Origin of the sequence: Micromonospora deserti (assembly GCF_003236335.1) — a bacterium.
GTDB classification, from domain to species: domain Bacteria; phylum Actinomycetota; class Actinomycetes; order Mycobacteriales; family Micromonosporaceae; genus Micromonospora; species Micromonospora deserti.
The window spans coordinates 1-22,000 of the sequence record NZ_POUB01000080.1 but is presented as its reverse complement, the minus strand read 5'-3'; the positions used below and the strand labels follow the sequence as shown (position 1 = coordinate 22,000).

Below are 22,000 nucleotides of genomic sequence, written 5' to 3'. Positions count from 1 at the left end.
CGCAGAGCACCTGCACCTCGACGTGGCGGGCCCCGGCCGAGCTGTCCCGGGCGTACGCCCGGACCCGGGCCGCCGCGCAGGCCGCCTTCGGCGACGACCGGGTGTACGTCGAGCGGTATCTCACCGGCGCCCGCCACGTCGAGGTGCAGGTGCTCTGCGACGCCCACGGCAACGGCGTGCACCTGGGCACCCGGGACTGCTCGGTGCAGCGGCGGCATCAGAAGCTGGTCGAGGAGGCGCCCGCGCCGGCGCTGTCCGCCGGCACCCTGGAGGCCATCGCCGAGTGCGCCCTGCGCGGTGCTCTCGACGTCGGCTTCACCGGTGCCGGCACGGTCGAGTTCCTCGTGGACGCCGACGAAGGGTTCCACTTCCTGGAGATCAACTGCCGGATCCAGGTGGAACACCCGGTCACCGAGATGATCACGGGGATCGACCTGGTGCACGAGCAGCTGCACATCGCCGCCGGGGTGCCGCTGCGCTGGCGGCAGGAGGACATCCGACCGCAGGGCGTCGCGATCGAGTGCCGGGTCAACGTGGAGGACCCGGACCGCGACTTCGCGCCGACCCCCGGCCGGCTGGACCGCTTCGTCCCGCCCGGTGGCCCGTTCACCCGGGTCGACACCCACGGCCACGCCGGCTATCTGGTCGGGCCGTACTACGACTCGCTGCTGGCAAAGGTGGTGGTCTGGGCGCCGGACCGGGAGTTGGCGCTGAACCGGCTGGAACGCGCCCTCGACGAGTTCGACATCGCCGGTCCCGGCATCCGCACCACCATCCCGTTCGTCCGGCGGGTGCTCGACGACGCCGGCTTCCGCAAGGGGCGTTACTCCACCGGTCTGGTCGACCAGCTGCTCGACGCCCCTGCCGACGCACACCACAGGAGGATCCGATGACCGTCACCCATGGCCGGCCGCTGGCCGCCGAGATCACCGACATCCTGGTGGCGCACTGCGGGCTCGACGCCGACGCCGCCGCCCGCGCGCCGGCCGCGTCCCTGGAGGAGCTCGGCATGGATTCGCTGGCCCTGCTGGAGCTCTCCGCCGTGGTCGCCGACCGCTGGCAGGTGCAGATTCCCGAGCAGACCGGCCAGCTGAGCATCCCCGCCGTGGCCGAACTGGTCGCCCGGCGCACCGCCGGGCCGGGGCACACCGAAAACAGCGTCCTCATCGCCGCGCCGCTGCCGCTGGTCTGGGACGTCACCAACGACGTGGCCCGCTGGACCGAGCTGTTCACCGAGTACGCCCGGGTGGAGATCCTGCACCGCGACGGCGACACGGTGCGGTTCCGGCTCACCATGCACCCCGACGAGAACGGCATCGCCTGGAGCTGGGTCAGCGAGCGCACCGCGGACCCGGCCACCCGGCAGGTCCGCGCGCAGCGGGTGGAGACCGGGCCGTTCGAGTACATGCGCATCCACTGGCGTTACGCCGAGGAGCCCGGCGGCACCCGGATGACCTGGGTGCAGGACTTCGCGATGAAGCCGACCGCGCCGGTGGACAACGCCGGCATGACCGAGCGGATCAACGCCAACAGCGCGGTGCAGCTGGCCGTCATCAAGGAACGGATCGAACGGCTGGCCCGCGACGGCGCCGCCGCCCGCGGCCCGGCTGCCGCCGGGTGCGGCGAGGCGACGGGAGCCGGCGATGAGTGAGCGGGCGCTGCGGCAGGTCGCCGCCGTCGACGTGCCGCCGGACCGGCGCCGCGGTGGAGAGCTGCGGGTGCTGCTCGGCCCGCGGACCGTCGGCAGCACCTCCGGGTTCATGGGGGTGGCGGCGCTGCGCCCGGGGGAGCGGATCGCCGAGCACTACCACCCCTACAGCGAGGAGTTTCTCTACGTGGCCCGGGGCGCGATCACCGTCGACCTCGACGATCGACCGGTGCCCCTCGCCGCCGGCGAGGCCCTCTTCGTCCCGGTCAACGTCCGGCACCGGCTGCGCAACACCGGTGACGAGCCGGCGGAGGTGGTGTTCCACCTCGGACCGCTGGCGCCCCGGCCGGAGCTGGGCCACGTCGACACCGAGCTGATCGAGCAGCGGGGCGGGTCGTGACCGGGCGCCGCACGGTGGTCACCGGCGTCGGGGTGGTCGCCCCGGGCGGCGCCAGCCGGGACCGGTTCTGGAAGGCGATCACCGAGGGGCGGACGGCCACCCGGCGGATCAGCTTCTTCGACCCGTCACAGTTCCGGTCGCAGATCGCCGCCGAGTGCGACTTCGACCCGGTCGCCGCCGGGCTCACCGCGGCCGAGCGGCGGCGCGCCGACCGGTACGTGCAGTTCGCCCTCGCCTGCTCCGCCGAGGCGGTCGCCGACGCCGGCCTGGACCTCACCGACGCCGAGCGGGACCGGGCCGGGGTGGTCCTCGGCACCGCGGTCGGTGGCACCATGGCACTGGAGCAGCAGTACGTGACGGTCAGCGACACCGGCCGCCGGTGGCTGGTCGACGCCGCGCGCGGTGGCCGGTACCTGTACCAGGCGTTGGTGCCCAGCAGCCTGGCCGCCGACGTGGCGTGCCGGCACGGGCTGCACGGCCCGGCCCAGGTCGTCTCCACCGGGTGCACCTCCGGCATCGACGCCATCGGCTACGCCCACCAGCTGATCGCCGACGGCGAGGCGGACGTCGTGTTGGCCGGCGCCGCCGACTCGCCGATCTCCCCGGTCACCGTCGCCTCCTTCGACGCGATCAAGGCGACCAGCCCCGACAACGACGATCCGGAGCACGCCTCCCGCCCGTTCGACGCCGACCGGCACGGCTTCGTTCTCGCCGAGGGCGCCGCGGTGCTGGTGCTGGAGGAGGCCGGCCACGCCCGCCGGCGCGGCGCGCACGTCTACTGCGAGGTGGCCGGGTACGGCAGCCGCAGCAACGGCTACCACATGACCGGGCTGCGGCCGGACGGGCTGGAGATGGGGCTGGCCATCTCCGACGCGCTGCGGCAGGCCCGCCTCGCTCCCGAACAGGTCTCCTACATCAGCGCCCACGGCTCCGGCACCCGGCAGAACGACCGGCACGAGACCGCCGCCTTCAAGCGGGCGCTCGGCCCGGCCGCGTACCGGGTGCCGATCAGCTCGATCAAGTCGATGGTGGGGCACTCGCTCGGTGCGATCGGTTCGATCGAGATGGCCGCCTGCGCCCTGGCCATCGAGTTCGGCGTGGTGCCGCCGACCGCCAACTGGGCCACCCGGGACCCGGAGTGCGACCTGGACTACGTACCGAACGAGGCCCGGGAACTCCCGGTCGACGTGGCCCTCTCGGTCGGCAGCGGCTTCGGTGGGTTCCAGTCGGCGATGGTGTTCCGCCGGCTGTCCGGAGCGGTGCCGGCATGACCCGGGCGGTGGTGACCGGGATCGGGGTGGTCGCCCCGAGCGGTGTCGGCGTCGACGCCCACTGGCGGACGGTGCTGGCCGGCGCCCGCCGGACCGGGCCGATCACACTGTTCGACCCGACCGGCTACCCGACGCGGCACGGCGGGGAGGTGCCGGACTTCGACGCCGCCGCGTACGCCGACAACCGCCAGCTGGTGCAGACCGACCGCTGGACGCACCTCGGGTTCGCCGCCACCCGCCTGGCGCTGGCCGACGCCGGGCTGCCCGAGCGGGCCACCGACCCGTACGGCTACGCGGTCACCCTGGCCAGCTCGTCCGGGGGGAACCTGTTCGGCCAGCGGGAGCTGCAACGGCTCTGGGGCGGGCCGACCCGCACCGTCGGGGCGTACCAGTCGATCGCCTGGTTCTACGCGGCCAGCGTCGGCCAGCTCTCCATCCACCACCAGTTCAAGGGGCCGTGCGGGGTACTGGTCGCCGAGGCCGCCGGCGGGCTGGACAGCCTGGCGCACGCCGTCCGCGTGGTGCGCCGGGGCACGCCGGTGGTGGTCGCCGGGGCGACCGAATGCCCGCTCAGCCCGTACGCCCTGGCCTGCCAGCTCCGCTCCGGCCTGCTCAGCGACGTGGCCGACCCGGCGCGGGCCTACCGGCCGTTCGACGCCGCCGCGAGCGGCTACCTGCCCGCGGAGGGGGGCGCGGTCTTCGTGGTGGAGGAGCTGGGGCACGCGCTGTCCCGGGGCGCCCGGGTGTACGGCGAGGTGACCGGGTGGGGCGCCACCCACGACGCCGTCCACACCGGACCGGACGCCGCGGGCGACCCCGGGCAGTACGCCCGTGCGATGCGGCTGGCGCTGGACCGGGCCGGCGTCGGCCCGGACGCGGTCGACGTGGTGCTGCCCGACGCTCTCGGCGTGCCGCGTTACGACCGCAGCGAGGCCGTGGCGCTGCGCGCCGTGTTCGGCGAGCGCCCGCCGCCGGTCACCACGCAGAAGCCGCTGACCGGGCGGGCGCACCAGGGCGGCGCGGCGCTGGACGTGGCGACCGCGCTGCTGGCCTTCCACCACGACACGCTGCCCGCCACCGCCGCCCCGGACGACGTGGCCGACGGTTGTGACCTTGACTTCCTGCGGGGGCACCGCCGCCCGCGCAGCCGGGTGGCCCTGGTCTGCGCCCGCGGTTTCGACGGTTTCAACAGCGCGCTGGTGCTGCGCGGGGCGGCACCGACGAGGGGAGTGACGCGATGACCGAGCAGCGGGCCCGGGTGGTCTTCCTGGTGCGGGTGCCGGCGGAGCGGACGACGGACTTCCTGGCCGCGTACGAGGCGGTGCGCCACCTGGTCGCCGACGGGGTGCCGGGGCACCTGGTCGACCAGGTGTGCCGCTCGTCCGCCGACCCGGAGCAGTGGCTGATCACCAGCGAGTGGGCGAGCCTGGCCGACTTCGAGAGCTGGGAACGCAGCCCCGAGCACCGGGAGCTGGTCCGGCCGATGCGGGAGTGCTTCACCGACGCCCGGTCGCTGCGCTTCCTCATCCACGCCCAGACCCCCAGCCCGGCCTGATTCCCCGCGGGCTGCCGAAGGGTGCTCCGCCGGGTCGGCCCGCTCCGCGGGCTCGCGGCCGTACGCGGCACTGTCGTGCGGCGTATCGCGAGCTCACCGAGAGCTGAGTGCCGCTGTCGAGCTGCCCCGTTCATGCGTCCACCGGGCACCGGTGCCGTCCGGCGCCCGCCTGCCCCGGCGGCCCGGCCTTCCCAGGACCTGGACTGTCAACCTGCTCACCGCGGTCACCATCCTGGTCACCATCGGCTACTTCCCGCCCCGGCGCCCCGCGCGAGCACCGGCGGTGCCCGACCTACGCCCGGGGCCAGCATCGTGCGGGTCGGGTGTTTCCGTGGGTGGTGGTGCCGGCGTGCGGGCCGCCGTCGCGCGGGCCGCGGGTACCCGTGGGTGCTGACCTCGACGTGCGCCGCGGTTGCGCCGATCAGGCGCGCTCCGCGTGGGCGCACCGACGGGGCAGCTCGACAGGCACAGGACGGACCTTCCACCTTAAACCGGAGGCCCGACCGGCGTACCTGAGCCGACGGTGCGGGCAGCCTCCCCCCGCCTGAGCGCGCCGCCGGCACCGCCTGACCGACGTGGACGGTCCGGCTCATGAACGCCATCGGCCGTCCGGCGGACGCTGAACGCCGTACGCACGATGGGTCATCCGGCGGTTACCCTCAGCCGGCGTACGCGCCCGATACTGCCCGCCGAAGCGGCTGTGGGCAATCCGGCCAGCCGCTCGATCTGATCTAGCCATTTGCATCTAGTAATGATTCTGACGGCTGTCGTAGGGTTCCCCGCAGCACCCCGTAAGGCGCACCTGATGGGCATTTTTGCCCGCTTTTATGCTGGGCGGTGAATGGCAGTGGTCATGGACCGGGCGACCGGAAGTCCTACGGCGACAGACCCGGGATGGGTTGACGATGTGCTGCTCGCCGGCCGCCCGACCGACATTTGTCTGCGCCTGCCCGAGCCGGTGGACCGGGCCGCGCTGCGCCGGCTGGTGACCGCCGCGCAGACCCGCCTCGCCACCGCCGGGCTCCGCCCCGGCGGCGCGGCCGCGCTGCGGATGCCGCCGTCGCTGGCGTACGTGGTGAACCTGCTGGCCACCTGGCGCACCGGGGCACAGGCGATCCTGCTCGACCACCGGCTGACCGATCACGAGGTGAGCCGGGCGCTGCACCGACTCACCCCGCAGGTGGTGGTCGCGCCGGTGCGTACCGGTGGCGGCGCCCTGCGGATCTTCCTGGACGTGACCGAGGGCGTCACCCCGTACACCGACCGCCCCGCGGTCAGCGGGCACGCGGTGATCCAGCTCAGTTCCGGCTCCACCGGGCCGTCCAAGGTGATCGGGCGCACCGCCGCGGACCTGGTCGCCGAGGTGCACCGCTACACCCGCATCGACGGGGTGGCCCTACCCGGCGAACGGATCGTGCTGCTGCCCTCGATGGTGCACGTGCTCGGGCTGGTCGGCGGGCTGCTCTACGGCCTGCACGCCGGGGTGGAACTGGTCCCACCGGAACGGCTCAGCGGCGACGCCGTGCTCGCCGCGATCGCCGCCGCCGACAGCCCTGCCACCGTGCTCGGCGTCCCGTTCCACATCGGACTGCTCGCCTTCACCCGCCTCGACGGCCCGCTGCCGCAGTTCAAGCGGATGACCACCGGCGGGGAGCTGGTCCCGGTCGCCGTCGCCCGGGCCTTCACCGACCGGTTCGGCGTGCCCCTGGGCAACATGTACGGGATGACCGAGGTCGGGGTGATCGGCACCGACCTGTACGGGCGGCACCGCCCGTCGATCGCCCCGGCGCCCGGCATCGAGGTCCGCGAGGTCGACGGCGAGCTCCAGGTCAGCTGCCCGGCGTCGCCGTACGTCGGGCTCAGCGACCCCACCCGCTGGGCCGACGGCTGGCTGCACACCCGCGACGCCGGCACGGTCGACCCGGACACCGGCCTGGTCACGGTCCGCGGCCGGCTCGACTCGCAGGTCTCCGTCGGCGGCCTGAAGGTCGATCTCACGGAGGTGGAGACAACCGTCGCCGAACTGCCCGGGGTGGCCGCCGCGGTGGTGGTCTGGGACACCGGCATCACCGCCTACGTGCAACCCGACGGACCGCTGTCGGCGGAGGTGCTCGACAAGCTGCTCGCCGAGCGGCTGGCCGGCTACAAGCGGCCCCGCACCCTGCACCTGCTCGATCAGCTGCCCCGGACCACCACCGGCAAGCTGGTCCGCTCGGTCGAGGCGCTGCGGACGGCGGCGGTGCGGTGACCGGCCCCCTGCATCACCTCGACCGCGACCTCGCTGTCATCGACGACCGCCACGGCCAGCACGAGATCCTCGCCCGCGCCGGGGTGCCCGACCCGCAGGCCGGCGAGACCGGGCACCGGCCGCAGCGGCGCACCGGGCATCCCTGGCACCGGCACCGCCCGGCGCAGCCCGCCGCCGCGCAGCCCCACGCCGAGCGCCTTGCCGACGGCCTCCTTCGCCGTCCAGAGCCGCAGGAAGTCCGCCGCCCGGCCGTCGCCGGGCCGGCCGGCCAGCCAGGCCGCCTCGGCCGGGTCGAACCAGCGGAGTGCCAACGGCAGCGCGGGCAGCGGGCGGAGCCGTTCCACGTCGACGCCGACCGGCCCGCCCGGCCGGGCGGCGACCACCAGCACGGCGCCGGACCGGCTGAGGCTGACCGGCAGCTCGATCTGCCCACCGCCCCGGCCGGGCACGCGCACCACTGGACGACCGTCCGATCGGTGGCCGACCACGACCCGTTCCTCCGCGTGGCCGAGCAGCGTGGCACCCGCCCGCCGCAGCAGCCGCCGGGCCGCCTCCGGCCGATCGCCGGCGGTACGGCCCACCCACACGTACACGGTGTCCCGATCGGGCGCCGGTAGCTGGCTCACGGAGAGAGGTTAACCATGCAAGCCGAGGTCCGCGCCTTCGTCATCGAGCAGCTCACCGATATGAACTACGACGTCGAGGACATCGACGACGACACCACGCTCGGTCCCTCCGGAGTGGACCTGGAGTCGCTGGCCCTCGCCGACCTCGCGGTACGGGTCGAGGACCGGTACGGCCTGAAGTTCGCCGACGACGAGTCGGAGAAGCTGGCCCTGATGACGGTCGGCGAGTTCACCACCATGGTCGCCGAGCGGGTCGCCGGGGCGACCAGCGACAACTCCTGATGGCCGGTCAGCCCGACCTGGGGCGAGCTGACCTGGTGACCATGCTCGCCGAGCTCACCGGTAAACCGGCCACCGAGGTGCCCGACCGGATCGGCTCGATGGAGCTGGCCTGGCTGGTCCACCTCGTCGAGCAGCGCCACGAGCGCCGGCTCGACCTCAGCGACGACCAGCTCGCCGGCATCCGTACCGTCGATGACGCCCTGGCGGTCTTCCGGACCGCCCTGACCGTCACCGCCGATGGCTGAGCGGGGGCCCGTCCAGCTCACCGGTGTCCACACGATCAGCGCCCTCGGCAGGGGAACCGGGGCGCAGCTCGCCGGCGTGCTCGCCGGGGTGCCGGCGTTCCGGCCGGTGAGCCGCTTCGACACCGGCGCCCGCCGGGTCGACGCCGCCGCCACCCTGCCCGACGCCGGCGCACTCGGGAATGAACTGGCCGAGGCCATCGACGCGGCCTGCCGGGACGCCGCACTTTCCACCGGCCAGCGCCGGGAGAGTGCCCTGCTGCTGGCCGTGCAGGGCGGGCCGGGCGTGCCGGCCCTGGCCGCCGGCCTGGCCACCCGGGCCGGGCTGGGCGGTCCGACCCGGGCGTACACCACTGCCTGCGTCTCGGCGAGCAGCGCCGTCGCCGACGCCGCCGCGCTGATCCGCCGCGGGGACCTGGACCGGGCCGTGGTCGCCGCCGGCTACCTGGTCGAGCCCGACCAGTACGCGCTCTTCGACGCCGGCCGCGCCCTCGCCACCGACGCGGCGGTACGCCCGTTCAGCGCCGGCCGCACCGGGCTGCTGCTCGGCGACGGGGTGGCGGCGGTGGTGCTGGAATCCGCCGCCGTGGCCCGGCGACCGGTCGCCGCCCTGCTCGGCTGGGCCCGCACCGGCGACGCCTACCATCCCTGCCGACCGGATCCGACCGGGCACGGCCTGGCCCGCGCGGTGGCCGCCGCGCTGCGCCGGGCCGAGCTGCCGCCGGAGGCGGTCGGGTACGTCAACGCCAACGCCACCGGCACCGGGCACAGCGACGCGGCCGAGGCGGCGGCGCTGCGCGCGGCGCTGGGCCCGGCGGCCGCGCACACCCCGGTCAGCTCCACCAAGGCCCTGCACGGGCACGCCCTGGAAGCCTCCGGCCTGCTCGAACTGGTGGTCACCGTGCTCGCGCTGCGGCACGGGAAGCTGCCGGTCAACGCCGGCTGGCTCGGCCCCGACCCGCAGTGCCCGCTCGACGTCATCCGCGACGCGCCCCGACCGGCCACCACCCGGTACGCGCTCAGCCTCAACGCCGCCTTCGGCGGCGCCAACACCGCCCTGCTGGTGGGTGCGGCGTGAACGGGGTGCTGGCCGAGGCGGCCTGGCCGGAGCGGGGCGACGGCCCGCCGCCGCCGCTGCCCGGATTCGTGCACTCGGCGTTCCACCCGCTCGTCGCGGCCGCCGCGGAGCGCTGCCTGCGGCGGGCGTACGGCCAGCGGCCCGCGCCGGACGGCGCGCGGATCGCGGTCGTGCTGGTCAGCGCCGCCGGCGACCGGGCCAGCGCGGCACACGTGCGCGCCACGGTCGCCGCCGGGGGGCGGCCAGGGCCGCTGTTCTTCTTCCAGTCGGTGCCGAACAGCGTGGCCGGGCACGTCGCCGCCCGCTGGGGCCTGGGCGGGCCGGTGGTCTGCCTCGCGCCGACCGGCGACCCGCGTGCCGCCGGGCTCGCCGAGGCCGAACTGCTGCTGCACGACGGCGACGCCGACCGGGCGTTGCTGGTCCTGATCGACGACGCACCTGACGACGGCGGTGCGGAGACAGCCGTCGCGGTGCTGCTGGGGGAGGAGACACATGAGGACCAGGGGACTGCGTGGCCGGCTCGCCGCCGACGAGCGGATCGGCGCCGGTAACGTGCTGGCCCGGGTGCTGGCGCACGGAGCCGACCCGGACGGGCCCGGGCTCACCTTCGACACGCCCGTCGACGGCCACCCGGCCGAACACCCGCTGACGCTGGCGCAGCTCGACGAGCGGGTGGCCGCCCGGGCGGCCTGGCTGCACGAACGCGGCGTCAAGCCCCGCGACCCGGTCGCGGTCTGGGCCACCGCCGCGGCCGACATGGTGCTCAGCTACCTCGCGCTCACCCGGCTCGGCGCCATCCCGGCGCTGATGAACGGCAAGCTGCGCCCGGAGATCGCCGCCGAGTACATCCGCCGGCTGCGCGGCGTGGCGGTGCTCGCCGACGACGCGCACCGCGCGCTGCTGGCCGGGTACGACGTCGGCGTGCCGCTGATCGGCACCCCGGGACAGGCCGGCACGGGTGACCCGGCCGCCGCCCCCGCCCACTACCAGCATCATCCCGACGACCCGATCGTGATCACCCACACCTCCGGCACCACCGGCGTGCCCAAGGCGGTGCTGCACTCGCACGCCAGCCTCTTCGCCGCCACCCGGCACCTGCTCACCATGCCGCAGGCGCAGGGCACCAGCCGGATCCTCAACGCGCTGCCCGCCCCGCACACCGCCACCGTCCTCATGGTCAACCAGGCGCTGGGCAACCGGGCGGAGATGTTCCTCCTCTCCGAGCAGGGCGGCGACCGGGTGCTCGACGCGATCCAGCGCTGGCGCCCGGACGGGGTGTTCGGCTTCTCCGTCACCTGGGCCGAGCTGGCCCGGTTCGACCTGTCCGGGTACGACCTGGACTCGGTGCGGCTCTGGTTCAACACCGGCGACTGCTCGCACGAGCCGCACGTCCGCCGGCTGGTCGCGGTCGGCTCCCGAGACGTGATGACCCGCGACGGGATCACCCAGGTGCCCGGGTCGGTCTTCATCGACGGGCTCGGCTCCAGCGAGATGGGGCACTCGATGTTCCACATCACCCACCGCGCCGACACCGACCGGTACGGCCGCTGCATCGGCCGGCCGTACCGGTTCACGAAGGTCGCGGTGCTCGACGAGAACGGCGAGCCGGTGCCCACCGGCGAGGTGGGCTGGCTCGGCATCGACTCGCCGTCGCTGTTCCGCGGCTACTGGAACGACTCGGTCACCACGTACCGGTTCCGCCGGCGCGGCTGGTACCTCACCGGAGACCTGGTCTACGCCGACGCCGACGGGCGCTACTACCACCTCGACCGGGCCGTCGACTCCGTCGACGCCGGTGACGGCCGGCGGTTCTACACCGCACTGTCCGAGGAGCGGGTCCTCGCCGCCTGCCCCGACGTCACCGACTGCACCGTGGTCATCGTCCGGCAGCCCGACGGGGTGGTCACCGACGTGCTGCTGGAACTCGCCGCCGGCGCCGACGAGGCGGAGGACCGCACCGAGCGGGTCCGCGCCGCGCTCGGCCCGGACGTCGGGGCCACCCTGCGCCGGGTGGTGCCGGTGCGCTCCGCCGACATCCCGGTCACCGTCACCGGCAAGGTCCGCAAGGTCGCCCTGCGCGAGCGCTATCTCAGCGAGGCGCCGTCGTGACCGCCGTCATCACCGGGATGGGCCTGTTCACCCCGGTCGGGCGGGGCGTCGAGGCGACCTTCGACGCGCTCTGCGCCGGCCGGTCCGGGCTGACCCGACCGCCGTCCGGGCACCCGGCCGCCGGGTGCCTGGAGGTCGCCGGCCTGCTGCCCGAGATCGACCCGCGCGACGTCGCCTCCGGCCCGGAGGCCCGGGTGCTCGACCGGATCGTGGTGTTGGCCCTGCTGGCCGCCGCCGACGCGCTCACCGACGCGGGCATCGAGGTGGGCCGGGACGTCGACCCGGGCCGGATCGGCGTGATCGTCGGCGGGGTCGGCGGCATGTCCACCCTGGAGGCGCAGGTGCTGGCCCGGGCCGCCCGCGGGCGCGCGGCGGTGAGCCCGTACCTGCTCACCGGGATCCTGCCGAACATGCCGTCGGCGCGGATCGCCATCGCCCACGGCCTCCGCGGCTACAGCTCGTCGGTCGGCACCGCCTGCGCCTCCGGTGCCCAGGCGGTCGCCGACGCGGTCCGGCTGATCCGGGCCGGAGAGGCCGACGTGGTGCTCTGCGGGGCGAGCGAGGCGCCGCTCTTCCCGACCTTCGCCGACACCTTCGGCAACGCCCGGGCCCTCGCCCGCGGCTGGGACGAGCCGACCGCGGCCAGCCGGCCGTTCGACACCCGCCGCAACGGCTTCGTCCTCGCCGAGGGCGCGGCGCTGCTGGTGCTGGAGCGCGCCGAGCACGCCGCCGCCCGGGGCGCCACCGGCTACGCGGAGGTCGCCGGGTACGGCGCGACCACCGACGCGTACCACCCGACCGCCCCGCGCCCGGACGGCACCGGCGCGGCGGAATGCATGCGGCGTGCGCTGGCCAGTGGGGGAGTGCCCGCGGCCCGGGTCGGCTACGTCAACGCGCACGGCACCGGCACGAAGCTCGGCGACATCGCCGAGACCACCGCGCTGACGGCGGTGTTCGGCGCCGGCGGGGTGCCGGTCAGCTCCACCAAGGCGCTTACCGGCCACCTGCTCGGCGCCTCCGGGGTGCTGGAGGCCGCCGCCACCGCGCTGGCGCTCGGCCGCGGGCTGCTCCCGCCGACGCACAACCTCGACGATCCGGATCCGGCCTGCCCGGCCGACCACATCCGCAAGGAGCCCCGGGCGACGGAGACGGAGTACGCGCTGACCAACTCCTTCGGCTTCGGCGGCCAGAACGTGAGCCTGCTGCTCGGGCGGGCCGGCCGGCCGCGGGGGTGACCGACGTTCCGGGCGGCACGCGCCCGGACGGCAACCACGGGGGCACTGTGGGAAGGGCTGGATAAATGGACATTCGTGGGACAGACCACATCGAACTCTACGTAGGGGACGCCCGGCAGGCCGCCTTCTACTTCGGCCGGGCAGTCGGCCTCCACCTATGCGGACAGGGCGGCCCGGAGACCGGGCTGACCGACCAGCGGTCGCTGCTGCTGCGCCAGGCCGACATCCGGATGCTGCTCACCACCGGGCTCACCGCCGGGCATCCGGCCTCCCGGTATGTGCAGCGGCACGGCGACGGCATCGCCGTGGTCGCGCTGGAGGTCGGCGACGCCGCCGGGGCGTACGCCGAACTGGTGGCCCGGGGCGCGACGGCGGTGGCCCCGCCGCGGACCTTCACCGGCACGGACGCCGAGGTGGTGACCGCCGAGGTGGGCGGCTTCGGCGACGTGCGGCACCGCCTGGTCGAGCGGCGCGGTGACCGGCGCGAGTTCCTGCCCGGCGCGGTCGAGATGACACCACCGGCCGGCGGCCTCGACGACAAGCTGCTCAGCGAGATCGACCACCTGGCGGTCTGCGTGCCGCCGGGGCAGCTCGACGGGACCGTCCGGCACTACCGGGAGGTGTTCGGGTTCGCGGAGATCTTCGAGGAACACATCGAGGTCGCCGGGCAGGCGATGAACTCCAAGGTGGTGCAGAGCGCCTCCGGGCGGGTCACGCTGGTGCTGCTGGAGCCGGACCCGACGCACCGGCCCGGGCAGATCGACGCGTTCCTCGACCAGCACGCCGGCGCCGGGGTGCAGCACCTCGGGCTGCGCACCGACGACATCGTCACCGCGGTCGGCGCCCTCGCCGGCCGGGGCGTGCGTTTCGCCGGCACCCCGGGCAGCTACTACGACGCGCTGGAAGCGCGGGTCGGCCCGGTGGACGCCCCGCTGGACCGGCTGCGCGAGCTCGGCGTGCTGGTCGACCGCGACCACGGCGGGCAGCTGCTGCAAATCTTCACCGAGTCCATGCACGTGCGCCGGACGCTCTTCCTGGAACTGATCGAGCGGCGCGGGGCACGGACCTTCGGCAGCGGCAACATCAAGGCGCTGTACGAGGCCAAGGAACGGGAACTGGCCGCCGCGGCGGCCGCACCGCAGGGGGTGACGGCATGACCACGACCGAGTTCGACCCGACACTGACCGCCGAGGAGGAGGCGCTGCTGCCCTCCGACGACGACGTGCGCTTCTACGCCGAGCACGGCTGGTACCTGTCGAAGAAGCTGCTCACCGACGCCGAGGTGGACGCCCTCGCCGCGGCCGCCGAGCGCTACTACGCCGGTGAGCGGGACCGCCGCCTGCCGGTCCGCCCACCGAAGCTCGCCTACTGGGAACCGGCGCAGGGCCCGGTGCAGCGGCACAACGACTACGTCCACCACGAGCACGACGGGCTCGGGGCGATCCTGCGCAAACCGCTGATCGGCGCGGTCGCCGCGCGGCTCGCGCGGGCCGAGGAGATCCGTGTCTTCCAGGCCACGCTGATCCACAAGCCGCCCCGCTCCGGCGAGCCCACCAACATCGTGCCCTGGCACTTCGACAAGCACTACTGGGCGTCCTCGTCGTCGGAGAAGATGCTCACCGCCTTCATCCCGTTCCACGACTGCGGCGAGGAGATGGGCACCATCACCATGGTCGACGGCTCGCACCGCTGGCGTGAGGTGGGCGCCGACGACACCGTGGTACGGCACTTCGCCGAGCGCGACCGCGACCAGCTGGAGCAGATGCTGGCCCGCAACGCCGCCCACAACGGCGCCGAGATCCGCAAGGTGCCGATGGTGATCCCCAAAGGGCACATGAGCTTCCACCACTGCCGCACCTACCACGGCAGCGGCGCCAACGTCAGCGGCCGTCCCCGACAGGCGGTCTCGCTGCACCTGCAGGACGGCGACAACGCCTGGCGGGAGTTCCGGCTCTCCGACGGCACGCTCGCCTCGTACAACCACGACGTGCTGGTCCGCCGCACCCACGACGGGCGGCCGGACTACGCGGACCCCGAATACTGCCCGGTCATCTGGCGCCACCGCGCCCAGCAGGGAGGCTGACATGTCACGGTACGACTGGGGTAGGACGCACCCGGGCATCGAGCGGCTGGAGCAGGCGGTGAGCGACCGCCGCGACGTGGTGGTCAAGCACCCGCTCTACGCCAACCTGGACACCCACGAGGCGCTGGTCACCTTCATGGAGCACCACGTCTTCGCGGTCTGGGACTTCATGTCCCTGCTCACGTCGTTGCAGCGGCAGCTCACCTGCGTCACCGTGCCGTGGATCCCCACCGGCCCGACCGGCAGCCGGCGGCTGATCAACGACATCGTGATGGTGGAGGAGAGCGACGAGCTCGGCGACGGCTACACCAGCCACTTCGAGCTGTACGTGCAGGGCATGCGGGAGGCCGGCGCCGACACCACCGCAGTGGACACGCTGATCGGTCTGCTCCGCGACGGCGCCGCGGTGACCGACGCCCTGGTCGCCGCCGGCGTGCCGGCCCCGTCGGCGCGGTTCGCCGCCACCACCTGGCGGATCATCGACGCCACCCCGGTGCACTGCCAGGCGGCCGCCTTCGCCTTCGGCCGGGAGGACCTGATCCCGGACATGTTCGCCCAGGTCGTCGCGGTCAACGAGCGCAGCCGGCGGCTGCACACGTTCGTCGACTACCTCGAACGGCACATCGAGGTCGACGGCGAGCAGCACACCCCGATGGCGATGCAGATGCTCGCCGACCTCTGCGGCGACGACGACGTGAAGTGGCAGGAGTGCGCCGACACGGTCAACACGGCGCTCGCCGCGCGGGCGCGGCTCTGGGACGACATCCTCGTCGCGATCAAGGAGGGCCGCGTAGGGTGACCGACGCCGACCCGGTCCGGCTCTATCGGACGGTACGGCTGATCCGCCGGTTCGAGGAGCGGGCGATCGAGCTCGTCCGCTCCGGGCACATCGTCGGCGGCATCCACCCGTACCTCGGTCAGGAGGGGATCGCCGCCGGAGTGTGCGCGGCACTGCGCGCCGACGACGTGGTGGCCGGCACCCACCGCGGGCACGGGCACGTGCTCGCCAAGGGTGCCGACCCGGCCCGGATGCTCGCCGAGCTCTGCGGCCGGGCCACCGGCCTCAACGCCGGCCGGGGCGGCTCGATGCACGCCGCCGACCTCGGCGTCGGGGTGCTCGGCGCCAACGCCATCGTCGGCGCGTCCGGGGCGATCATCACCGGGGCGGTCTGGGCGCGGCGGCGCCTCGGCGCCGACGCCGTCGGGGTGAGCTTCTTCGGCGACGGCGCGGTCAACGAGGGGATGCTCCTGGAGGCGTTCAACCTCGCCGCGCTCTGGCGGGTGCCGGTGCTGTTCGTCTGCGAGAACAACGGCTACGCCACCACCATGCCGGTCGCCGCGGCGGTGGCCGGCAGCATCCCCGGCCGGGCCGAGGCGTTCGGCATGACCGCCACCGTCGTCGACGGCCAGGACCCGGAGGAGGTCCACGCGGTCACGGCAGCCGCCGTCGCCCGGATGCGCGCCGGCGGCGGCCCCGAGCTGGTCGAGGCGCGCACCTACCGGTTCGACGCCCACCACACCTTCGAGCACGCGGTACGCCTGGACTACCGCCCGCCGGAGGAGGTGGCCCGGGGTCGGTCCCGGGACCCGGTGGCGATCCAGGGGGCGCGGCTGCCCGACGCGCGGCGGGTCGCGGTGGACGCCGAGGTCGAGGCGACCCTCACCGCGGCGGTCGAGTTCGCCCTGGCCAGCCCCGAACCCGACCCGGTCGACGCCCTCGCGTACCTGTACGCGAGCGGGCTCACCGCCCGCACCGGAGGTGGCTGACATGCCCAGGCTCTCCTACCGCCGCGCGCTGACCCGGGCGCTCGCCGACGAGTTGGCCCGCGACGAGCGTGTGTTCCTGCTCGGCGAGGACATCCGGGTGGCCGCCGCGAACGTCACCTCCGGCCTGGTCAAACGGTTCGGGCCGGAGCGGGTGCGCGACACCCCGCTGTCGGAGCAGGCGTTCACCAGCTTCGCCACCGGCGCGGCCCTGGCCGGGATGCGACCGGTGATCGAGTTCCAGATCCCGTCGCTGCTCTTCCTGGTCTTCGAGCAGATCGTCAACCACGCGCACAAGTTCCCGCTGATGACCGGCGGGCAGTGCGCGGTGCCGGTCACCTACCTGGTGCCCGGCTCGGGGTCCCGCAAAGGCTGGGCGGGCCAGCACTCCGACCACCCGTACAGCCTCTTCGCGCACGCCGGGGTTACCACGGTGGTGCCGGCAACCCCGGCCGACGCGTACGGGCTGCTGGTCTCCGCGGTGCGCTGCGACGACCCGGTGGTGCTCTTCGCCCCGGCCGGGGCGCTGGACGTGCGGGAGGACGTGGACGCCGCCGCGCTCGTCCCGGTGCCGCTGGGTCGGGCCCGGGTGCACCGGCCCGGCGACGACGTGACCGTGGTCGCGGTGGGGCATCTGGTGCACGACGCGCTCGCGGTCGCCGAGGAACTGGCCGACCAGGTGTCGGTGGAGGTGTTCGACCCGCGCACGCTGTACCCGTTCGACTGGGACTCGCTCGTCGAGTCGGTGGCCCGCACCGGGCGGCTGGTGGTCGTCGACGACGCCAACCGCTCCTGCGGCGTCGCCGGGGAGGTGATCGCGACCGTGGTGGAACGGGTGCCGCTGGTCGCACCGCCGCGCCGGGTCACCCGCCCGGACGGCGCGGTGCTGCCCTTCGCGCCCGCCCTGGACCGGGCCGTGCAGCCCGGCCGGGACCAGTTGCTGGCCGCCATCCACCACGTGATGAAGGACGGATAGATGATCGACGCAGACTTCCGCTGGCCCTCCGCCGCGCGGGCCTGGCTCGACCTGCCCGCGCCGATCCGCACCGCCATGGTGGCCGCCGGCGCGGCCAGTTGGCGGGAGATCTTCGACGGGCGGGCCACGTACAACAAGCAGTGGCGGCTGGCCCGGCCGCCGGTGATGGACGAGACCTCCCTCGGCGTGCTCAACGCCGTCTGCGACCGGCTCGCCCAGCTCATCTTCGAGGCGTGCCGGCGGCGGGCCGGCACGGCGGGGGAGCTGCGCCGGCTGCTCGGGGTCGCCGAGGGCGACACCCGGCTGCTCGACGACGCCGAGCCGCTGACCGGGGCGCTGCTCGCGGCGTTCCGCCCGGACGTGCTGCTCTCCGGCGGGGTACCCCAGGTCGTGGAGTACAACATCGACAGCAGCCTCGGTGGGGCGTTCGACGCGGACACCACCGTGCGCCGCTTCGTCGAGGTCTACCGGCGGCACGGACTGACCGACCGGATCCGGCTGGAGCCGGCGCCATCGGCGGTGGACCGCCGCTTCGCCGCGGTCCGGGCCGGGCTCGGACTGCCCGACGGCGCCCGGGTGGCCATGCTGATCGACTTCGACGCCGAGTACCCCGGGCTGGACGACCCGGAACGCTTCTTCGCGGTGCTCTCCCCGGTGGTCGAGCGGGCCGCCGCCTTCGGCATGGACCTGGTCATCGCGCCGGTGGCCGACCTGACCCGGGACGGGCGGGGGCGGCTGGTCGCCCGGGGCGCGCCGGTCGACGGGGTGTTCCGGCTCTTCGTGCCGAACCGGGTCACCCCGAGCGCCGGGGTCGACGCCCTGGAGGCCGCGCTGGCGGCGGGCGCGGTGCCGATGTGGGTGTCGGCGGCGGCCTGGCTGCTGGCCAACAAGACGGTCTTCGCCTGGCTCTGGGACGACGTCGACGGGCTGCCGGCGGCGGACCGGGACCTGGTCCAGCGGTACGTGCCGCGTACCTGGGTGCTCACCGCCGGGCTGTTGGAGCGGGCGGTCGCCGAGCAGCGCGACCTGGTCGCCAAGCCGGCCGACGGCTCGGCCGGGGTGGACGTGCTGATCGGCCGGGAGCTGGACGCGGACGGCTGGCGGGACGGGGTGCGGCGGGCCGCCGAGCGGGGCGGCTTCATCCTCCAGCGGTACGTGCCCGCCGACAGCGTGCCGCTGGACTTCGTGCACATCGAGAGCGGCGAGACGGTCAGCGCGGACGTGCCGTACAGCATCGCCCCCTACCTGTTCGGCCGTCGGCCGGCCGGCGCCTGCATCCGCACCGGCTTCCCCGGCTGCGACGGGGTGCTCAACCTGGCCCGCGGTGTCCTGCTCTCCGGCCTCCTCGTCGTCGACCCGCCCCCGACCGCCCGGTGATCAAGGAGTGTGCGTCACGCTCCCCGGCGGCTCGTGCCGGCACTTGGTGATCAACCCAGGTGCTGCCGGGTCGCCGTGAGGTGGGCGGCGAGGCGGCGGAGGGTTTCGGCGGTGGCGATGGCGTCGCTGCGAGCGCTGCCGTGCCGGCCGTCGCTGCTGTAGATCGACGCGTCGGCGGTGAGCGGGTGGTCGGTGAGCTGGACGTGCAGGGTGCCGAGGCGTTCGGCGAGGGCGCCGGTGTGCGCGGAGAGCCGGCGCATCCGCTCGCCGATGCCGGCGCGCAGCGGCTCGGGCACCGCCGGGCTGTGCGAGACGTCGAACATGCCCACGGTGATCACGTCCGCCCCGGCCGCCCGCAACGCGCTGATCATCGCGGTCAGCTCGGCGTCCACCGCCTCGGCGTCGTACGCCGGCCGGAACGCGTCGTTGCCGCCGCACACCACCAGCGCCAGGTCCGGGCGGAACGCCAGCGCCGGGGCCAGCTGGGTGGCGCGCACCTCGTGCGCCCGCAACCCCCGCCGCCCCAGGTTCAGGTACGCCAGGTCGGGCCGGACGGCGCGCAGCTCCGCGGCGATCCGGTCGGCCCACTGCACGTCGGGGTAGCCGTCGACCGGCTCGCACAGCCCTTCGGCCACGCTGTCGCCGAGCACCACGAAGCGGCGCCACGGATGGTCGTGCAGCAGCTCCGCGCTCTCCCCGGCGCGCAGGCACCACGGATCCGTCGATTCGGTGAGCCTCGATGCCATGCCCGGCACGCTAGCCGACGCCGCGCACCCCGGCCAGCGGCTGTTCCGGCAGGGCCACCTCGGCCAGGTACACGCAGGTGCGCCCCTCGTGGGAGGAGTAGTAGCTGACCCACAGCCGCTCGTCGTGCCAGACCAGGCCCGGGTAGCTGCAGTCACCGCCGGAGGGCAGCGCCACCAGCTCGGTGAGCCGGCCCGGCTCGGGGTCGACCGCGCAGACCGCCGTGCGTACGCCGCCGTCGTGCCGGCGTACGCCGGCGACCAGCCGGCCGTCGGGGAGCCGGAGCAGAGCCGGGCCGCCGACCCGTACGCCGAGGTCGGTCCAGCGCCACTCCCGGTAGGGCGGGCGGGCCCGGCCGAGCTGGGCGGTGGCCGCATCCCGGTCCCGGCGCAGCAGGCAGGTGGCGGTCCCGTCCGGGTCGAAGACCAGCCCCGACTCGTTCGGGTACCCGCCGAGGAAGAGCGTCTCCACCACCGGGTGCAGGTCGACGCCGTCGGCGCTGCGGTAGAGCCGGACGAACCGCGGCTCCCGGGTGGCGTAGCCGACCCCGTACATCGCGCCGGCGTGCCAGGTTGCCTGCCAGACCCAGATGCCCGGCTCGCCGACCGGGGTGGGCTCGCCCCAGCGGTGCCCGTCGTCGGAGAGCCAGGTGACCGTCCGGAACTCCTTCGGCGCCGCTCCGGTGACCGCCGCGGCGAGCAGTTGCAGCCGGCCGTCCGGCCGGGCCACGAAACGCGGGTCACGCAGGTCGGTCGCGGGTCGGGCGAGCACCGCGGCGGAGGTCCACGAGCGACCGTCGGCGGAGCTGAGCAACCGGATCACCCCGTCGCCGGAGACATGCGACGCGCCCTCCCGGAAGGCGCAGAACCAACCGTCGCGGTGCCGGACCAGGTCGGTGAAGGCGCTGTGCGGTGCGCTGTCACCGATCCGGCGTACCGCCGTGACCTCGGCGGCCGCCGGGCGGCTGGTCGGTGCCGGCGTCATCAGCGGCCTCCTCGGGCGGGCCGGGCGTCATCGATCGCGTCCCCGCTGCCCGGCACGAACGGGGTGACCGGCTGGCCGGCGGCCTGCGTCGACGCTAGGCGGCCCGGTCGACGTGCGGGCGGCGGCCGGACGAACGGCGGGCGAACAAGCTCGCCGCGGGCCGTCACCTCGGCGGCCGGCAGCACCACGCTCGGCCTCACCTCCGGCGGCAGCGGCCCCTGCCGCACCAGCGGGCACCACCTTCTTCCAGCCGGTGACGGAGGCGCTCAGCAAGTACCGCGTCTCGGTGTTGAGGCACCCCTTCGTGGTTCCCCGGTGGTCCCGCCGGGAGCCACGGCGCGTCCCGGCATCATGACGGCATGGTGCAGGTGGCGGTCTGCGGGCCGGCGGTCGCGACGGAGCGGGAGACCGCGCACGCCCGCCGGGTGGGGGAACTGCTCGCCGAGCGCGGGGCGACGGTGCTCTGCGGCGGTGGCGGCGGGGTGATGGCCGCGGCGGCCGCGGGCGCCCGCTCCCGCGGCGGTCTGGTCATCGGCGTACGCCCCGACGACGGCAGCGACCCCGGCCCGGCCGCCGATGTCTCGGCCACGGTGGTCACCAACATGGGGCAGGCCCGCAACGCGATCCTGGTGTGGAGCGCCGACGCGGTCATCGCGATCGGCGGCTCCTGGGGAACCCTCAGCGAGGTGGCCCTGGCGATGCGGCGCGGCGCTGTCCCGGTGGTGCTGCTCGGGGGTTGGCGGGTCCTCGACGCCGACGGCGCCCCGGTCACCGGTCCGGTGCCGGCCGCCACCGCCGAAGAGGCCGTCCGCGCGGCCCTGCCGGCCTGACCTCGCCGGGCGGTACCCCCGCGGGTCAACGTCGCGGGGGTCATGCCTGACCGGTCCGGCCGCCGGTGACGCGCCGGTCAGGATACCGGTCGGCGGGTCTTCGAGACCATCGGCCGCGAGCCTCCGATGGGCGACTGCCCGGCCCGGTAGCTGGCGGCGAGACGCTTCGGCGCGCGGGCGTACCACGCCTCGACCACGAGTTCGGTCAGCTCCTCGGTGCTGATCCGGTCGAGCCGGACCAGCACCGCCGGGTAGCCGTCGAAGTGCGGGGTGGTGAAGTAGACCGTCGGGTCGTCGGCGAGCAGCGCCTCCTTCGCGCCGACGTCCGGCACCTGCGCGCCGAGGACCGGGCCGTCGGGCGCCGCCGTGCCGAGCGCGTCGAGGTCGGCCCGGCGCAGCGGCCGCTCCCAGACGAACGCCTTGCCCCGCACCTTCCACGCCGGCAGCCCCTGATAGGAGGGTTCCTCGCTCGTCTCCGGCAGCCCCAGCGCGATCCGCCGCACCTCATCCCAACTGGCCACCCCCCGACCCTACGCGCTCCCGCGCAC

The 22,000-nt window shown here is 74.7% G+C and carries 24 protein-coding genes; 20 read left to right on the top strand and 4 right to left on the bottom strand.

The genetic code is table 11. The features are described 5' to 3' along the window. The 7 genes from C1I99_RS14030 to C1I99_RS14000 form a co-directional block, all read left to right on the top strand. Positions 1–893 (top strand): ATP-binding protein (locus C1I99_RS14030; protein ID WP_499877947.1); only part of this gene is annotated, 893 nt, incomplete at its 5' end. Continuing rightward, positions 890–1,651: an SRPBCC family protein gene (locus C1I99_RS14025; protein WP_111134652.1), complete on the top strand. Its 762-nt coding sequence runs from the start codon at positions 890–892 to the stop codon at positions 1,649–1,651. The genes C1I99_RS14030 and C1I99_RS14025, both read left to right, overlap by 4 nt. Further along, positions 1,644–2,048, top strand: coding sequence for a cupin domain-containing protein (locus C1I99_RS14020; RefSeq protein WP_111134651.1), 405 nt, complete (start codon positions 1,644–1,646; stop codon positions 2,046–2,048). Before C1I99_RS14025 ends, C1I99_RS14020 begins: the two co-directional genes overlap by 8 nt. Continuing rightward, on the top strand, positions 2,045–3,319 hold the full coding sequence (locus C1I99_RS14015; RefSeq protein ID WP_111134650.1) for a beta-ketoacyl-[acyl-carrier-protein] synthase family protein: 1,275 nt from the start codon (positions 2,045–2,047) through the stop codon (positions 3,317–3,319). The genes C1I99_RS14020 and C1I99_RS14015 overlap by 4 nt, the downstream gene beginning before the upstream one ends. Next, positions 3,316–4,560 (top strand): beta-ketoacyl synthase N-terminal-like domain-containing protein, encoded by a 1,245-nt coding sequence (locus tag C1I99_RS14010; RefSeq protein WP_111134649.1) that lies wholly within the window; start codon positions 3,316–3,318, stop codon positions 4,558–4,560. Before C1I99_RS14015 ends, C1I99_RS14010 begins: the two co-directional genes overlap by 4 nt. Continuing rightward, positions 4,557–4,874: an antibiotic biosynthesis monooxygenase family protein gene (locus C1I99_RS14005; RefSeq protein ID WP_111134648.1), complete on the top strand. Its 318-nt coding sequence runs from the start codon at positions 4,557–4,559 to the stop codon at positions 4,872–4,874. The genes C1I99_RS14010 and C1I99_RS14005 overlap by 4 nt, the downstream gene beginning before the upstream one ends. An 853-nt stretch (positions 4,875–5,727) precedes the next feature. Further along, positions 5,728–7,122, top strand: coding sequence for a class I adenylate-forming enzyme family protein (locus C1I99_RS14000; protein ID WP_111134656.1), 1,395 nt, complete (start codon positions 5,728–5,730; stop codon positions 7,120–7,122). Here the strand turns inward: C1I99_RS14000 and C1I99_RS13995 are convergent. After that, entirely contained in the window at positions 7,050–7,748 is a 699-nt protein-coding gene (locus C1I99_RS13995) for a 4'-phosphopantetheinyl transferase family protein (protein WP_111134647.1), read from the bottom strand. The genes C1I99_RS14000 and C1I99_RS13995 overlap by 73 nt on opposite strands. Positions 7,749–7,763: 15 nt before the next feature. Between C1I99_RS13995 and C1I99_RS13990 the strand changes: the two genes are divergently transcribed. The 12 genes from C1I99_RS13990 to C1I99_RS13935 all read left to right on the top strand — a co-directional run bounded on the left by C1I99_RS13990 (position 7,764) and on the right by C1I99_RS13935 (position 18,894). Then, on the top strand, positions 7,764–8,030 hold the full coding sequence (locus C1I99_RS13990; protein ID WP_111134646.1) for an acyl carrier protein: 267 nt from the start codon (positions 7,764–7,766) through the stop codon (positions 8,028–8,030). Then, positions 8,030–8,275, top strand: coding sequence for an acyl carrier protein (locus C1I99_RS13985; protein WP_111134645.1), 246 nt, complete (start codon positions 8,030–8,032; stop codon positions 8,273–8,275). Before C1I99_RS13990 ends, C1I99_RS13985 begins: the two co-directional genes overlap by 1 nt. Beyond that, complete coding sequence (locus C1I99_RS13980; protein ID WP_111134644.1) at positions 8,268–9,350, top strand: beta-ketoacyl synthase N-terminal-like domain-containing protein; 1,083 nt, start codon at positions 8,268–8,270, stop codon at positions 9,348–9,350. The genes C1I99_RS13985 and C1I99_RS13980 overlap by 8 nt, the downstream gene beginning before the upstream one ends. Positions 9,351–9,355: 5 nt before the next feature. Then, the gene (locus C1I99_RS13975; RefSeq protein ID WP_111134655.1) at positions 9,356–9,901 is read left to right on the top strand and encodes a beta-ketoacyl synthase chain length factor; all 546 of its coding nucleotides are present in this window, start codon (positions 9,356–9,358) and stop codon (positions 9,899–9,901) included. Then, on the top strand, positions 9,843–11,459 hold the full coding sequence (locus C1I99_RS13970; RefSeq protein WP_111134643.1) for a class I adenylate-forming enzyme family protein: 1,617 nt from the start codon (positions 9,843–9,845) through the stop codon (positions 11,457–11,459). Before C1I99_RS13975 ends, C1I99_RS13970 begins: the two co-directional genes overlap by 59 nt. Next, the gene (locus C1I99_RS13965; RefSeq protein ID WP_111134642.1) at positions 11,456–12,694 is read left to right on the top strand and encodes a beta-ketoacyl-[acyl-carrier-protein] synthase family protein; all 1,239 of its coding nucleotides are present in this window, start codon (positions 11,456–11,458) and stop codon (positions 12,692–12,694) included. Before C1I99_RS13970 ends, C1I99_RS13965 begins: the two co-directional genes overlap by 4 nt. A 65-nt stretch (positions 12,695–12,759) precedes the next feature. Next, positions 12,760–13,851, top strand: a complete 1,092-nt coding sequence (gene hppD / locus C1I99_RS13960; RefSeq protein WP_111134641.1) for a 4-hydroxyphenylpyruvate dioxygenase — start codon at positions 12,760–12,762, stop codon at positions 13,849–13,851. Further along, positions 13,848–14,777 (top strand): phytanoyl-CoA dioxygenase family protein, encoded by a 930-nt coding sequence (locus tag C1I99_RS13955; RefSeq protein ID WP_111134640.1) that lies wholly within the window; start codon positions 13,848–13,850, stop codon positions 14,775–14,777. Before hppD ends, C1I99_RS13955 begins: the two co-directional genes overlap by 4 nt. Before the next feature lies 1 nt (position 14,778). Continuing rightward, entirely contained in the window at positions 14,779–15,576 is a 798-nt protein-coding gene (locus C1I99_RS13950; protein WP_111134639.1) for a DUF3050 domain-containing protein, read from the top strand. Next, entirely contained in the window at positions 15,573–16,544 is a 972-nt protein-coding gene (locus C1I99_RS13945; RefSeq protein ID WP_111134638.1) for a thiamine pyrophosphate-dependent dehydrogenase E1 component subunit alpha, read from the top strand. The genes C1I99_RS13950 and C1I99_RS13945 overlap by 4 nt, the downstream gene beginning before the upstream one ends. A 1-nt stretch (position 16,545) precedes the next feature. Beyond that, entirely contained in the window at positions 16,546–17,517 is a 972-nt protein-coding gene (locus tag C1I99_RS13940) for an alpha-ketoacid dehydrogenase subunit beta (RefSeq protein WP_111134637.1), read from the top strand. Beyond that, entirely contained in the window at positions 17,518–18,894 is a 1,377-nt protein-coding gene (locus C1I99_RS13935) for an ATP-grasp domain-containing protein (RefSeq protein ID WP_111134636.1), read from the top strand. Positions 18,895–18,944: 50 nt separating this feature from the next. Here C1I99_RS13935 and C1I99_RS13930 read toward each other — a convergent pair whose 3' ends face one another. Together C1I99_RS13930 and C1I99_RS13925 are read right to left on the bottom strand one after the other, a co-directional pair. Then, positions 18,945–19,640 carry an SGNH/GDSL hydrolase family protein gene (locus tag C1I99_RS13930; protein WP_111134654.1) on the bottom strand — a complete coding sequence of 232 codons (696 nt, stop codon included), beginning with the start codon at positions 19,638–19,640 and terminating at the stop codon, positions 18,945–18,947. Positions 19,641–19,650: 10 nt separating this feature from the next. Further along, entirely contained in the window at positions 19,651–20,622 is a 972-nt protein-coding gene (locus tag C1I99_RS13925; RefSeq protein WP_111134635.1) for a sialidase family protein, read from the bottom strand. 359 nt (positions 20,623–20,981) lie between these two features. On the opposite strand from C1I99_RS13925, the gene C1I99_RS13915 reads away from it, so the two are divergent. Next, positions 20,982–21,452: an SLOG cluster 4 domain-containing protein gene (locus tag C1I99_RS13915; RefSeq protein ID WP_158554056.1), complete on the top strand. Its 471-nt coding sequence runs from the start codon at positions 20,982–20,984 to the stop codon at positions 21,450–21,452. A gap of 77 nt (positions 21,453–21,529) precedes the next feature. Here the strand turns inward: C1I99_RS13915 and C1I99_RS13910 are convergent, their stop codons facing one another. Next, the gene (locus C1I99_RS13910) at positions 21,530–21,973 is read right to left on the bottom strand and encodes an MmcQ/YjbR family DNA-binding protein (protein ID WP_111134633.1); all 444 of its coding nucleotides are present in this window, start codon (positions 21,971–21,973) and stop codon (positions 21,530–21,532) included. Positions 21,974–22,000 lie beyond the last annotated feature (27 nt).